This is a genomic window from Bradyrhizobium nanningense, assembly GCF_004114535.1.
GTDB lineage: Bacteria > Pseudomonadota > Alphaproteobacteria > Rhizobiales > Xanthobacteraceae > Bradyrhizobium > Bradyrhizobium nanningense.
This window is the reverse complement of the sequence record NZ_LBJC01000023.1, coordinates 121,078-134,544: the sequence shown is the minus strand read 5'-3', so window position 1 is coordinate 134,544 and position 13,467 is coordinate 121,078. Positions and strand designations below refer to the sequence as shown.

Genomic DNA, 13,467 nt, shown 5'->3' with positions numbered 1-13,467 from the left:
GCTCCTATCGATAGAGCTGCGTCCAGGAGAGTCAGATGAAATTGCGGTCCGCGATTCTTACCGCCAGCCTCGTGGGTCTGCCGGTTTTGCCCGCCCATGCTCAGACGTCCGCACCGCCTGCAGCCGCTCCGACCGCCACCGTGCCGGTTCCCGCGACCAAGCGCGTGACGTGCCTTGCCACGACGGCGAGCCTGAAAGGGCAGGACAAGCGCGATCAGCTGCAGCTCTGCCTGGCGCAGGCGCGGCTCGACTGCCTGAAGCAGGCGATCGATCAGAAGATCGTCGGTGAATCCAGGAGGAGTTTCATCAAGACCTGCGTCGGCGGCGATGCTCCCGAGCCGCAATAGCCGAATGGTGCCACGGACTCGATCACGATTCCTGCGGTTTCGGCGCGCCGGGAAAATGCCGCTGCAGGACGGCGGAGGGGGTGGCGTAGGCCTCCTGCAGATCCACGCTCCAGTACTTCAGCTCGTCGAGCGGGATCCGCACATCGGTGATCGCGCAGCGCACGAAGGTCCCCGGCGAGATCACACGGAAATCGCCGTCGAGATATTGCACCTGCGCTTCTCCATGGCCCGAGGGGCCGAACTTGTTCAGCACGGTCGAAAGTCTCCGTGGAAGGCCGCTGCCAAGGAAACCCTTGGAGGGCACGATGTGTTGGACGGGATGTAGCATAGATAGGGCGCCTTGTCCGCCCGGTAAACCCACCGCTTTGTGATGTTTTGCTGCCGTTCCCGCGTGATAATGCTCGCCCGAAGGATCATCCCGGTGCGCCGCGTGCGGTCCGGCACCTGATACGGCAGAGTCCGATGCGCCTTCGATTGACCGCCCTGTTCGTGACGCTAGCGATGTCGGCCGCGCGTGCCGCGCCGGCGCCGCAGCCGGTCGATATTCCGCTGGCCTCGGGCGTGCTGCATGCGCAGCTCTACAAGCCCGAGGGTGCAGGCCCGTTTCCGACCGTGATCGCGCTGCATGGCTGCGGCGGGCTCGGTAGCCATTCCGATGCCGTGCTGCCGCGTTATCGCGACTGGGCCGAGCGCCTCCTCAAGGCCGGCAACGCCGTGCTGTGGCCCGACAGCTACGGCTCGCGCGAGCTCGGGCCGCAATGCCGCGTCAAGGAGATGCACGTCAAGGCGCGACGTGAGCGCGTCGCCGACGTCGCGGCGACGCGGGCCTGGCTGATGAAGCAGAGCTGGGTGGCGCGCGACCGCGTCAGCCTGATGGGCTGGGCCAATGGCGCCAGCGCGCTGCTCTGGGCCGTGCGTCCGCAGAGCGGGGCGCGCGATCTGGCGCCCGATTTCCGCGCTGCGATCGCCTTCTATCCGGACTGCCGGATTTCCGCCGGCCTCGGCTGGAGCACGCGGGTGCCCACCCTGGTGCTGATCGGCGCCGATGACGACGTCTCGTCTCCGCCCGCCTGCCGCCAGATGGTCGAGGGCGCGCATGGCCGCAGCGCGCTCGCGCGCATCGTGGTCTATCCCGGCGCCTATCACGATTTCGACCGCGCCAACACGCCGCTGCACGCAGCCGGCGGCAGCAACGATGCCGCCGCGCCCGAGCGCGGCCATCTCGGCACCGATGCAGAAGCGCGCGCGGAGTCGCAGAAGGATGTCGCGGAATGGCTGGCGCGGTAGCTTGGGTGAGCGGACTTGTCGCGCCGTAGCTCGGTAGAAGCGAAGGCGGAAGCGGGGCCGCCCGAGGAACAAATTCAGGCGGACAGCCCCGCATCGACCACCGCCCTGCACGGACCATGATGGCCGACCGGGAATCTACGGATCGCGCACGGCGCCGGTTTCAGTGCGTGACGGCGCCTTAGTTCGACCACGATGTCGATTAAACGCAATCTCCATGCGCAACCGCATCCCCCTGTTCTCCGCACTCGTCGTCTTCACCGTCGCGATCTTCCTGTACGAGGCCCACGCCGGCGCCCCACAGCGCGCACCGGAGCATTGCGGCTTCTGGACCACCATCGATGCGGGATTGTCCTGCCGGTAGGCGAGCTGTCTCCACGAGATTGGGGCTGCGCGTGTTCCACAAATTCGGTGTCATCGCCCGGCTTGACCGGGCGATCCAGTACGCCGAGACGCCTGTGGTTTACCGAGAAGCCGCGGCGTACTGGATTCCCCGCTCCAGTGCGCAATTGCGCACAAGGCGGGGAATGACACCGATGGTGGAGCGCTCGGTCGTTGCCTCAGAACAAACTGCCCTGATCCACCGGCTTGACCACGCGCTTCGGCGCGGGCTTTGCGTCCGCCGCAGCCGGCTTCTGTTGCGCCGGCGTGCGCTTTGCCGCCGGTGTCGGGCGATCCGCATCCGCGGTGGCGCCGACGCGGCCATCGGCGAACTCGATCTCGACACGCGCGCCCGGCCCGATCGCATCCGCCGCATGCAGCGGATGACCCGCCTCATCCCGTACCAGCGCAAAGCCGCGCGCGAGCACGCTGCGATAGGACAAGGCCGAGAGCAGCTTGCCGCTGTTCTCGACGCGGGCCTCCAGCCGCTGCATCAGCGTCACGAGCGCGCGGCCGGCGCGCTCGCTAAGACGATGCGTGCGCTCGCGCTGGCGGGCAATCGCGTTGCGCTGCGCCTGCGCATTGGAAAGCTTTGAGGCGCGCAAGCGAACCTCGAGCCCGGCAAAGCGGTCGCGCCGCCGCCGCAACAGCGAGCGCGCGGAGAGCCCGAGGCGTTCGCCGCACACGGTGAGCCGGTGGTCGGCCTGTGCGATCTGGCCGTGCAGCACCCGCAGCGTCAGCTTGGCGCTGGCGGCGGTGAACCTTCGGAAATGCGCGTGCGTGTTGGCCTTGAGGCAACGGGGCAGGGAGGCGCCCGCCGAATCTAGCCGCTGCCGCGGGATAGCCAGGAGATCGCCAGCCGCCGGCAGCGCACGCGCGGCGGCGCGGAGCTCGCTGCGGCGGCTCTCCTGGGCGCGCTGCCAATAGGCGCGGGTGCGCCGTCCGAGATCTCCGACCTCGACGAACAGATCGCTGCGCACCGGCACCGCCATCTCGGCCGCCGCCGTCGGCGTCGGCGCGCGCTTGTCGGCGACGAAATCGATCAGCGTGATGTCGGTCTCGTGCCCCACCGCGGAGATCAGCGGGATCATGCTCTCGGCCGCGGCGCGGACCACGATCTCCTCGTTGAACGACCAGAGATCCTCCAGCGAGCCGCCGCCGCGCGCGACGATCAGCACGTCGGGCCGCGGGATCTTGCCGCCCTCGGGCAGCGCGTTGAAACCGCGGATCGCGGCCGCGACCTGCTCGGCCGAGCCGTCGCCCTGCACCTTGACCGGCCACACCAGCACGCGGCGGGGGAAGCGGTCCTCCAGCCGATGCAGGATGTCGCGGATCACGGCACCGGTCGGCGAGGTCACGACGCCGATCACCTCCGGCAGCCAGGGCAAGAGCTGCTTGCGCGCCTCGTCGAACAGCCCTTCCGCGGCGAGCTTCTTCTTGCGCTCCTCCATCAGCGCCATCAGCGCGCCGATGCCGGCTGGCTCCAGCGCCTCGATCACGATCTGGTATTTCGAGGAGCCCGGATAGGTCGTGAGCTTGCCGGTGGCGATGACCTCGAGCCCTTCCTGGGGCTTGAAGCGCATCCGGCCGTGCACGCCCTTCCAGATCACCGCCTCGATCTTGGCGCTCTCGTCCTTGAGCGCGAAATAGCAATGGCCGGAGGAATGGGCGCCCCGGAATCCCGAGATCTCGCCGCGGACCCGGACATGGCCGTAGGTGTCTTCCACCGTCCGCTTCAGGGACTGCGAGAGCTCGGAGACGGTGAATTCGGGCGCGTTGTGAAGTTGTTCCGCAGGCGGCATCGGCAAACGATTCGGCATTTTGGGGTCAGACCCGACGTTAAGGATTTTCGCGGCGCGGCGCCAATGCGGTAATTGACTGGGAGAGTACTCTGTATTATAGAGTTCTCTGGATCCAGGTTGAAGGGGGGTGTCACGGCGATGATGCGACCCGCTGACGGCAAGCTGTGGAGGCACCCATGAAAAACCTGTTCGAAGCCGGAAAATTGCTGCTGCTCGACATGGCGGCGACGCTGTTCTTTCTCATGCTTTATCTGCTGACCCACAACGTGACCCTGTCGGTGGTGCTCGGAATGGTGCTGGGTCTCGCCCAGATCGGCTGGCAATTCGCACGCCGCAAGCCGATCGACACCATGCAATGGATGAGCCTGTTTCTGGTGCTCGGCGCGGGCACCGTCACGCTGATCACCGCGGATCCACGTTTCGTCATGATCAAGCCGAGCGTCATCTACATCGTCGCCGGAATCGTGATGCTGAAGCGGGGGTGGATGAACCGCTATCTGCCGCCGATCGCGATCGAGCTGGTGCCTGACGTCGCGATCATTGTCGGCTACGCCTGGTCGGGCCTGATGTTCTTCTCTGCCGCGCTCAACGTGATCGTGGCCCTCAACTTCGACGTCGCGACCTGGTCGGCGGCGATGTCGATCTATGGCATCGTCAGCAAGGCCGCGATGTTCCTGATCGGCTACGCGGTCATGCGCACCGTTGCTGTCGCGCGCCGCCGACGTGCCGGCGAACGCCCGCGCGATGTTGCGGCGATGCCGGGTTGAGGGGGCTGCCATGATCGACAGCAAGCAGGCATCGGAAGCGCTGGCCGAGATCGACGATATGGTCCAACGCGTACGGCGATCGCGGGTCTACGACATCGCAAGCCAGATGATGATCCTTTGGGGCGCCCTGGTGTTCGCCGGGAATATCGCCACCTGGCTCCAGCCGCGCGAGGGCTACCCCATCTGGCTCGCCGTTTATGTCCTCGGCCTTGCTGGATCGTTTGCCATCAGCGCGTCCAGGCAGGCCAAAACGGGCGTTCGCGGCTTCGACCGGCGGATGTTCGTTGCCTTCCTGCTGTGCATCGCCTTTGGCTATTTCTGCGCGCTGGTCCTCGGACATTTCTCGCCACGGCAGCAGGGCGCATTCTGGACCATCTATTTCATGCTGTTCTATGCGCTTGCGGGGCTCTGGCTCGCCTACGCCTTCGTCGCAATCGCGGTGTGCATCACGATGTTGACCCTGGTCGGCTATTACTTCGTCGCCGGCGACGCTTTCGTGCCGTGGATGGCCGTCGTCAATGGCGTCGGGCTGATCGGCGGCGGCCTCTGGATGCGACGAAGCTAGCGCCATGGCCGAACTCGACGACATCATCCATCAGCCGCTGCGGCTGAAGATCATGGCGGCGCTGAATTCGCTGCCGGCCACCGCCGCCGGTCTCGAATTCTCCCGCCTGAAAAAACTCACCGGGGCGACCGACGGCAATCTCGGGGCGCACATCGAGACGCTGGCGAAGGCGGGGTACGTGTCGGTGGAGAAGGCGTTCGTGGGGAAGAAGCCGCAGACGACGGTGACGGCAACGGCGGCGGGGCGCGGGGCGTTTGCTCGGCACGTGGCGACGTTGCAGGAGATTATTGCGGGGAGGCAGGGGTAGGCCATCCGATTGCTGCTCTTGCAATCGTGGCATCAAAGGGCGCCGTCCGAATGACGGGGGAGTACGGGCCGTCCCCCTTGAGCCCCACCCCGATTCGTGCGACCTCCGCCCCCAGCAAAACCCCTCATTTCGAGCCTTCGATGCACATTCTCCTGCTCGGTTCCGGCGGCCGCGAACATGCTCTGGCGTGGAAGATCGCGGCCTCTCCCCTGGTGACCAAATTCTGGTGCGCGCCCGGCAATGCCGGCATCGCCAAGGAGGCGGAATGCGTAGGCCTCGATGTCGCCGACCATGCCGCGGTGATCGATTTCTGCAAGACGAATGCGGTCGAGCTCGTGGTGGTCGGCCCGGAGACGCCGCTGGCGGCCGGCATCGTCGATGACCTCACCGCCGCCGGGATCAAGGCCTTCGGACCGAGCAGGGTGGCCGCCCAGCTCGAAAGCTCCAAGGGTTTCACCAAGGCGCTGTGCACCGAGTTCGGCATTCCGACCGGCGCCTACAAGCGCTTCACCAATGCCGCCGATGCCCGCGCCTATGTGCAGAGCCAGGGCGCGCCGATCGTCGTGAAGGCCGATGGCCTTGCCGCCGGCAAGGGCGTCGTCGTCGCCAAGACCGTGCGCGAGGCCGAGGACGCCATCGCCATGATGTTCGAGGGCGCGTTCGGCGAGGCCGGCGCTGAGGTCGTGATCGAGGAGTTCCTGCCGGGCCGCGAGATCAGCTTCTTCGCGCTGTGCGACGGCGAGACGGCCATTCCGCTGGCCTCCGCGCAGGACCACAAGCGCGTGTTCGATCACGACGTCGGCCCGAACACCGGCGGCATGGGCGCCTATTCGCCGACGCCGCTGGTCACGCCTGCGATCCATGACGCGATCATGGCGAAGATCGTCCTGCCGACGGTCGCCGGCATGAAGCAGCGCGGCACGCCGTTCCGCGGCATCCTCTATGCCGGGATTATGCTGACGACGCAGGGCCCAAAGCTGTTCGAGTTCAACGTCCGCTTCGGCGATCCCGAGTGCCAGGTGCTGATGCTGCGCATGATGTCGGATATCGTGCCGGCGCTGCTCGCCTCCTGCGACGGGCAGCTGAAGCATTTCGATCTGCGCTGGCATCCAGACTCCGCGCTCACCGTGGTGATGGCGGCGAAGGGCTATCCCGGCGACTACCAGAAGGGCACGCGCATCGAGGGGCTCGATGACGCGGCCAAGGTGGAGACCGTCGAGATCTTCCACGCCGGCACTCTGGCCAAGGACGGCGCGATCCTCGCCAATGGCGGCCGCGTGCTCAACGTCTGTGCGTTGGGGGCGACCGTGACGGAAGCGCAGGCCCGCGCCTACCAGGCCGTCGACCGCATCCGCTGGCCCGAGGGCTTCTGCCGCCGCGACATCGGCTGGCAGGCGGTGGAAGCGGAGAAGGCCAAAGGCTGAGAAGAGCCGAGAAGCGGCTGATAGGGTCGAGATCTCGCGTTGGGTGTCACCGCGCCGCCACATCGACATTCCAGAATGTGCAATCAGCTGTTGGGGTTAGGTACCCCGCAGATAATACCGCTACTGTGCATGGGGTTGTTTTCGACATTTTGTGTGTCGGGACGACCTTTGGACTGACCACATAAGGATGCAACAAGATGTCCGATCTCGCCGACCTCTATCCGGGTTTTGCAGCTGAATGGATCAACACGTCGTTCGGCCGCGTCTTCGCCCGCGTCGGCGGCAGCGGACCGCCGCTGTTGCTCCTGCACGGCTTCTCCGAGACAAACGTGATGTGGCACCGCGTGGCGCCTGAGCTCGCCGACGCCTTCACGCTGATCATCGCCGATCTGCCGGGCTACGGTTGGTCCGACATGCCCGAGAGCGATGCGCTGCACATCCCCTACAGCAAGCGCGCGATGGCGAAAGCCATGGTCGAGGTGATGGAGCGGCTCGGCCACGTGCACTTCGCGCTCGCCGGCCACGACCGCGGCGGCCGCGTTTCCTACCGCCTCGCGCTCGACCATCCCGGCCGGCTGTCGAAGCTCGCGGTGCTCGATATCCTGCCGACCTATAATTACTGGGAGCGGATGAACCGCGCCTACGCGCTGAAGATCTATCACTGGACCTTCCTGGCGCAGCCCCATCCGCTGCCGGAGACGCTGATCGCTGGCCAAGGCGAGTTCTTCCTGCGCTTCAAGATGGCGAGCCAGACCCGATCGAAGACGCTGGACGCGATCGACCCGCGCGCGCTCGAGCATTACCTCGCCCCGTTCCGCGATCCCGCCCGCATCCACGCGATGTGCGAGGACTACCGCGCCGGCGCCTATTTCGACTACGATCTCGACAAGGCGGATTTCGAGGCCGGCAAGAAGATCACCGTTCCGATGCTGGCGCTGTGGGGCAATGCCGGCGTGGCGCAAGCCGCGGCGACGCCGCTCGATACCTGGCGGCAATGGGCGACGAACGTCGTCGGCATGCCCGTGGATTCCGGTCACTTCCTCACGGAAGAGAACCCGGATGTCACAGCGAAGGCATTGCGGGAGTTTTTCTCGGCTTGAGAGCCACGCTCCACACCACGCCCTCGACTGTCATCGCCCGGCCAGTGCGCAATTGCGCACTAGGACCGGGCGATCCAGTACTCCGTGACGGCAGTGATTGATCGATAGGCCGCGGCGTACTGGATGCCCCGGTCAAGGCGGGGCATGACGGTGGAGTGTGTAGCCCTACCGTCGCTCCCGGAAGAACTCCTTGAGCAGCCGCGCCGCCTCGCTCTCGCCGACGCCGGAATAGACGTCCGGCGCGTGGTGGCAGGTCGGCGAGGCAAAGAACCGGACGCCGGATTCGACCGCGCCGCCCTTGGGGTCGGCGGCGCCGTAATAGAGCCGCCTCACCCTTGCAAACGAGATCGCGCCCGCACACATGGTGCAGGGCTCCAGCGTCACGTAGAGGTCGCAGTCGACGAGGCGCTCGCTGCCGATCTTCTTTGCGGCTTCGCGCAGCGCGACGATTTCGGCATGGGCCGTCGGGTCGTAGTCGGTCAGCGTCCGGTTCGCCGCGGTGGCGATGACCTCGTAATTGCGGACCACCACGCAGCCGATCGGAACTTCGCCCGCCTTTCCGGCATTTTCGGCCGTTTTGAGCGCCAAATCCATGAAAGAGGGGGCTTTCAAGCCTCGTATCATCGCCAGAAACCTGCTAGTAGCTGCGCCTTCAGCAGAAGTGCTTACCGGTTTTGCCTGAGCATGCGGCTCGGAACGAGCGCGCACAATGCTCAACGGCCACCCCCTTGAGTGAGATTATCCATGCCTCGCGACAGCGACAAAGACAACGATTCCCGCGGCCGGCGAGGCCCGGCCAAGGGACCGGCGAAGGGCGGCCGTAGCGGCAAGGCGCGCGGTCCCGAGAAGAAGTTCGCCAAGCGCGGTTTTGAGGGCAAGAGCGAGGGAAGGGGGGACCGTGACAGCCGCCCGCCCCGTGGCGATCGCGACAGCCGTCCGTTCCGGCGCCGCGAGGAGGGCGATGCCCCGCGCCGCGATTTTTCCGACCGTCCGCGCTTCAAGCGCGACGATCGCAGCAATGAAGGCCGCGGCGAGCGCAGCTTCAAGCCGCGTGGCGACCGTCCATTTTCCGATCGTGGATCGCGCGACGGTGAGAAGCGCGCATTCAAGCCGCGCGGTGACCGGCCGTCCTATGGCCGTGACGACCGTCCGCCGCGCAGCCGCGATCGCGACGAGTCCCGTCCCGCCGGACGGTTCGGCGACAAGAAGTTCGGCGACAAGCGGCCGTATTCGCCGCGCGGCGACCGTCCGGAGCGCCCGTTCGAAGGCGAGCGGAAGTTTTCGCGCGGCGGAGATCGTGGCGAGCGTGGCGATTCGAAGCCCTGGCAGAAGCGCGACGCGGCTCCGCGCGGCGATCGGCCGCCGCGCAAGGATTTTGGCAAAGGTCCGCGCAAGGATTTCGGTGGCCGCGACCGCGGCGAGGACAAGCCCTGGCAGAAGCGCGATGATCGGCAAGGCGGCGAGGACCGTCCGCGGTTCTCGCGCTCACGCGACGATCGCGCATCGGGGGATCGCCCGTTCCGTGAGCGGCCCAAATTCGATCGGCCGCGCGAGGATCGTCCAAAATTCGATCGGCCGCGCGAGCGGTCGGAAGGCCGTTCCGATTGGCACGAGCATCCGCGCAGCGAAGGCCGTTTCGGCGATCGGCCGCGCCGTGAAAACGAGGACGACAGCAGGATCTTCGAGAAACGTCCCGCCTTCGGCGGTCGTGGTGCCTATCGCGAGCGCGATCGGGATTTCGACCGGCGGCCGCGCCGCGAAGAAGAGCCGAAGCCGAAGAAGGCCGGCGAGCGCATCGCCAAAGTGCTGGCGCGCGCGGGCCTGGCTTCGCGCCGCGACGCCGAGGAGATGGTCACGCAGGGCCGCGTCACGGTCAACGGCCGGGTGATCAACTCGCCCGCGCTGGACATCACGAAGAACGACGTCGTCATGGTCGACGGCAAACCGTTGCCGGAGCGCGAGCGCACGCGGCTGTTCCTCTATCACAAGCCGCGCGGACTGATGACCACGCATGACGACCCCGAGGGGCGTCCGACCGTGTTCGACAATCTGCCGGAAGGCCTGCCGCGGCTGATCAGTGTCGGCCGGCTCGATTTCAATACCGAAGGCCTCTTGCTGCTCACCAATGACGGCGGGCTTGCGCGCACGCTCGAGCTGCCGGATACCGGCTGGCTGCGCCGCTACCGCGTTCGCGCCCATGGCGACGTTACCCAGGCGCAGCTCGACGAGCTCAAGAATGGCATCGAGATCGAGGGCGTCAAATACGGTCCGATCGATGCGACGCTGGAGCGCGATCAGGGCGCCAATGTCTGGCTGGTGTTCGCGATCCGCGAGGGCAAGAACCGCGAGGTGCGCAACGTCTGCGCCCATCTCGGGCTCGAGGTGAACCGGCTGATCCGCGTCTCCTATGGCCCGTTCCAGCTCGGCGAGGTTCCTGAAGGCCAGGTCGAGGAGATCAAGTCGCGGGTGCTGCGCGAGCAGCTCGGCGATAAGGTGATCGAGAAGTCGGGGGCGCAGTTCGACGTGCCTGCGAAGCCGGCAGCGCGAGATGACGATGCACCGCGCGAGACGAAGCCCGTTAGCAAGCGTGCCGTGATCAACGACCGCAAGGGCCGCCGCGTGCTGGTGCAGCGCACCGGGAGCGAGGAGGCGCGCGAGCGCAACGAGGAAGAGGCCAGCGGCTACGGCCCGCCGCGCCGTCCCAAGCGCGGCTATCACGGCAAGCGCGATCTGACGCCGCGGGAGGACTAGCGTTGCGCGTCGTCGGCGGTCGCTTGAAGGGGCGCAATCTCGCCTCGCCGTCCTCGCGCGACATCCGCCCGACGGCGGACCGCTTGCGCGAGTCCGTGTTCAACATCCTCGTGCATGCCTATGACGATCCGATTGCCGATGCGCGCGTGCTCGATCTCTTCGCCGGCACCGGCGCGCTCGGCATCGAGGCCTCGTCACGCGGCGCGAAGTTCACGCTGTTCGTCGACAATGGCGCGGAAGCGCGGGCTCTGCTGCGCAACAATGTCGAGTCGCTGGGCCTGGGTGGCGTCACCAAGGTCTATCGGCGCGACGCGACCGATCTCGGGCCTGCGCATCCCGTCGAGCCGTTCTCGCTGGTGTTCCTCGATCCGCCCTATGGCAAGGGCTTTGCGGAGAAGGCGCTCGCGTCCTTGCGCGACGGCGGCTGGCTGACGCCGGGCGCGCTGCTGGTGGTGGAGGAAGCGAAAGCCGCGCAGTTCGTGACGCCGGACGGCTACGAAGAACTAGAGCGGCGGGCTTATGACGACACGGAATTCGTGTTTTTGCGTAGGGCGGATTAGCGCAGCGTAATCCGCCATCGTCTCGGCAGACGCAGAAGAGGCGGGTTACGCTGCGCTAACCCGCCCTACGAAGCTCATCGCTGGCCGAACAGTCTCGCTGCCGTAGGGTGGGCAAAGGCGCGCTCTTCGCGCGCCGTGCCCACCGCTTCTATCGTAATCATGGAAAGATCGTGGGCACGGCGCTTTGCACCTTTGCCCACCCTACGAGAGCTTCGGGTCACCTTCGCCCGAACAGCTTCTCCACATCGCTCAGCTTCAGCTCCACATAGGTCGGCCGGCCGTGATTGCACTGGCCGGAGTTGGGCGTCTCCTCCATCTCGCGGAGCAGGGCGTTCATTTCCTCGGGCCGCAGCCTTCGGCCGGCGCGCACCGAGCCGTGGCAGGCCATGGTGGCCGCGACGTGCATCAGGCGGCGTTCGAGAGGAAGCGCCTCGTCCCATTCGGCCATGTGCTCCGAGAGATCGCGCAAGAGGCCGCCCGCATTGGTCTTGCCGAGCAGCGAGGGCGTCTCGCGCACCGCGACTGCGCCGGGGCCGAAGGATTCGATGGCGAGGCCGAACGAGGCGAGCTCCTCACTGCGCTCCAGGAGGCGCTCGACCGTCGCCTCGTCCATCTCGACGATCTCGGGAATGAGGAGGATCTGCCGCTGCACGCCGTTCGCGGCCAGCGAGGCCTTCAACCGCTCGTAGACGATGCGCTCATGCGCGGCGTGCTGGTCGACGATGATGAGGCCGTGACGGGTCTGCGAGACGATATAGGTCTCGTGGATCTGGGTGCGCGCCGCGCCGAGCGGGCGGTCGACGAGATCGCCTGCTGGCTGGGTCTCGATCCGCACGTCCGCGCTGGGCGCACCGACGTCGAATGCGGCCTGTGCGCGCTCCGCGAACGCGGGCGCGGCGGCGCCCTCGAATGACGGCATCGGCGCGACGGGGGCGGCGGGCGAGGCCCGCCAGTCCCAGCTCGCCGGACGTTGCGGCATGAAGGCGGGCCGGAACGAAGACAAGGCGCTCTCGCCGCTGTTGGCGGCGGTGCGACGGCCCTCGCGCGCCAGCGCTTCCTTCAATCCGTGCACGATCAGCGCGCGGACGAGACCGGCATTGCGGAACCGCACCTCGGTCTTGGCGGGATGCACGTTGGCGTCGACCTCGCGCGGATCGAGCGTGACGAACAGCGCCAGCACCGGATGGCGGTCACGCGGCAGATAGTCGGAATAGGCGGCGCGCACCGCGCCGAGGATCAGCTTGTCGCGCACCGGGCGGCCGTTGACGAAGAGATATTGCCCGAGCGCATTGGCCTTGGTGAGCGCGGGCGCTGCGGCATAGCCGGCGACGACGACACCCTCGCGCTCGGAATGAACCTCGATGGCGTGGCTGCGAAACTCGGCGCCCAGGATGTCGCCGAGGCGGGTCAGCCGTCCAGCAGCGCCGGGCAGCGCCGCGGCCCAGGTCACCGGCGCGCGCTCCTCGCCCGCCAGCGTGAAGGCAATATCGGGCCGCGCCATGGCGAGGCGGCGCACCACCTCGCGGATCGCCTCGGCTTCGGTGCGATCGGTCTTCAAGAACTTCAGCCGCGCCGGCGTCGCATAGAAGAGGTCGCCAACCTCGACGCGGGTGCCGTGCGCCAGCGCCGCCGGCATGATCTCGGACTTCGCGCCGCCCTCGACGGTCAGCGCCCAGGCATGCGGCTCGCTGGCATGGCGTGTGGTGATGGAGAGCCGCGCGACGGAGCCGATCGAGGGCAGCGCCTCACCGCGGAAGCCGAGGGTGCGGATCTGGAGCAGATCCTCGTCGTCGAGCTTGGAGGTCGCATGGCGCTCGACCGCGAGCGCGAGGTCTTTCGCGGTCATGCCGCCGCCGTCATCGGTGATGCCGATTCGCCGCCGACCGCCGCCGTCGGTGAAGACGTCGATCCGGCTCGCGCCGGCATCGATCGCGTTCTCGACCAGTTCCTTGACCACGCTCGCGGGCCGCTCGACCACCTCGCCGGCGGCGATGCGGTTGACGACTTGCTCTGGAAGCTGGCGGACGGGCATGAACTCGATCTTGGGGCTCGAACGGGGATTCGTGGGTGACGCTATTCTAGGCCCTGTTGCGTCAAAAGCATGTGTTGAGCAACAGCTGCGTTGTGGGCTGGGGAAAAAGGCTTCCTATCACATTGAAGACATTGAGCGTTCGAGAAA

The 13,467-nt window shown here is 66.9% G+C and carries 14 protein-coding genes; 10 read left to right on the top strand and 4 right to left on the bottom strand.

The features are described 5' to 3' along the window. Positions 1 to 35 precede the first annotated feature (35 nt). Entirely contained in the window at positions 36 to 347 is a 312-nt protein-coding gene (locus XH84_RS16785) for a hypothetical protein (RefSeq protein WP_128921591.1), read from the top strand. A gap of 22 nt (positions 348 to 369) precedes the next feature. On the opposite strand, the gene XH84_RS16780 is transcribed toward XH84_RS16785, so the two are convergent. Continuing rightward, positions 370 to 600: a DUF2093 domain-containing protein gene (locus XH84_RS16780; RefSeq protein WP_128921590.1), complete on the bottom strand. Its 231-nt coding sequence runs from the start codon at positions 598 to 600 to the stop codon at positions 370 to 372. 209 nt (positions 601 to 809) lie between these two features. On the opposite strand from XH84_RS16780, the gene XH84_RS16775 reads away from it, so the two are divergent. Continuing rightward, on the top strand, positions 810 to 1,634 hold the full coding sequence (locus XH84_RS16775) for a dienelactone hydrolase family protein (protein WP_128921589.1): 825 nt from the start codon (positions 810 to 812) through the stop codon (positions 1,632 to 1,634). Positions 1,635 to 1,848: 214 nt separating this feature from the next. Next, the gene (locus XH84_RS39855) at positions 1,849 to 1,995 is read left to right on the top strand and encodes a hypothetical protein (protein ID WP_164936516.1); all 147 of its coding nucleotides are present in this window, start codon (positions 1,849 to 1,851) and stop codon (positions 1,993 to 1,995) included. Positions 1,996 to 2,191: 196 nt separating this feature from the next. Here XH84_RS39855 and xseA read toward each other — a convergent pair whose 3' ends face one another. After that, entirely contained in the window at positions 2,192 to 3,814 is a 1,623-nt protein-coding gene (xseA, locus tag XH84_RS16765) for an exodeoxyribonuclease VII large subunit (RefSeq protein ID WP_164936542.1), read from the bottom strand. A gap of 176 nt (positions 3,815 to 3,990) precedes the next feature. On the opposite strand from xseA, the gene XH84_RS16760 reads away from it, so the two are divergent. The 5 genes from XH84_RS16760 to XH84_RS16740 all read left to right on the top strand — a co-directional run bounded on the left by XH84_RS16760 (position 3,991) and on the right by XH84_RS16740 (position 7,977). After that, positions 3,991 to 4,581: an inner membrane-spanning protein YciB gene (locus tag XH84_RS16760; protein WP_128921586.1), complete on the top strand. Its 591-nt coding sequence runs from the start codon at positions 3,991 to 3,993 to the stop codon at positions 4,579 to 4,581. 10 nt (positions 4,582 to 4,591) lie between these two features. Further along, positions 4,592 to 5,146 (top strand): hypothetical protein, encoded by a 555-nt coding sequence (locus tag XH84_RS16755; protein WP_128921585.1) that lies wholly within the window; start codon positions 4,592 to 4,594, stop codon positions 5,144 to 5,146. Positions 5,147 to 5,150: 4 nt separating this feature from the next. Next, positions 5,151 to 5,453 carry a winged helix-turn-helix domain-containing protein gene (locus XH84_RS16750; RefSeq protein WP_128921584.1) on the top strand — a complete coding sequence of 101 codons (303 nt, stop codon included), beginning with the start codon at positions 5,151 to 5,153 and terminating at the stop codon, positions 5,451 to 5,453. 140 nt (positions 5,454 to 5,593) lie between these two features. Continuing rightward, positions 5,594 to 6,877: a phosphoribosylamine--glycine ligase gene (gene purD, locus XH84_RS16745; RefSeq protein ID WP_128921583.1), complete on the top strand. Its 1,284-nt coding sequence runs from the start codon at positions 5,594 to 5,596 to the stop codon at positions 6,875 to 6,877. Positions 6,878 to 7,074: 197 nt separating this feature from the next. After that, positions 7,075 to 7,977, top strand: coding sequence for an alpha/beta fold hydrolase (locus XH84_RS16740; RefSeq protein ID WP_128921582.1), 903 nt, complete (start codon positions 7,075 to 7,077; stop codon positions 7,975 to 7,977). Positions 7,978 to 8,142: 165 nt separating this feature from the next. On the opposite strand, the gene XH84_RS16735 is transcribed toward XH84_RS16740, so the two are convergent. Further along, entirely contained in the window at positions 8,143 to 8,601 is a 459-nt protein-coding gene (locus XH84_RS16735; RefSeq protein ID WP_011090228.1) for a nucleoside deaminase, read from the bottom strand. 120 nt (positions 8,602 to 8,721) lie between these two features. On the opposite strand from XH84_RS16735, the gene XH84_RS16730 reads away from it, so the two are divergent. Both XH84_RS16730 and rsmD read left to right on the top strand, forming a co-directional pair. Beyond that, a complete protein-coding gene (locus tag XH84_RS16730; protein WP_164936515.1) occupies positions 8,722 to 10,728 on the top strand; it encodes a pseudouridine synthase in 2,007 nt (668 codons plus the stop codon). Positions 10,729 to 10,730: 2 nt separating this feature from the next. After that, positions 10,731 to 11,288, top strand: a complete 558-nt coding sequence (rsmD, locus tag XH84_RS16725) for a 16S rRNA (guanine(966)-N(2))-methyltransferase RsmD (RefSeq protein ID WP_128921580.1) — start codon at positions 10,731 to 10,733, stop codon at positions 11,286 to 11,288. Positions 11,289 to 11,505: 217 nt separating this feature from the next. Here rsmD and mutL read toward each other — a convergent pair whose 3' ends face one another. Then, complete coding sequence (mutL, locus tag XH84_RS16720) at positions 11,506 to 13,320, bottom strand: DNA mismatch repair endonuclease MutL (protein WP_128921579.1); 1,815 nt, start codon at positions 13,318 to 13,320, stop codon at positions 11,506 to 11,508. Positions 13,321 to 13,467 lie beyond the last annotated feature (147 nt).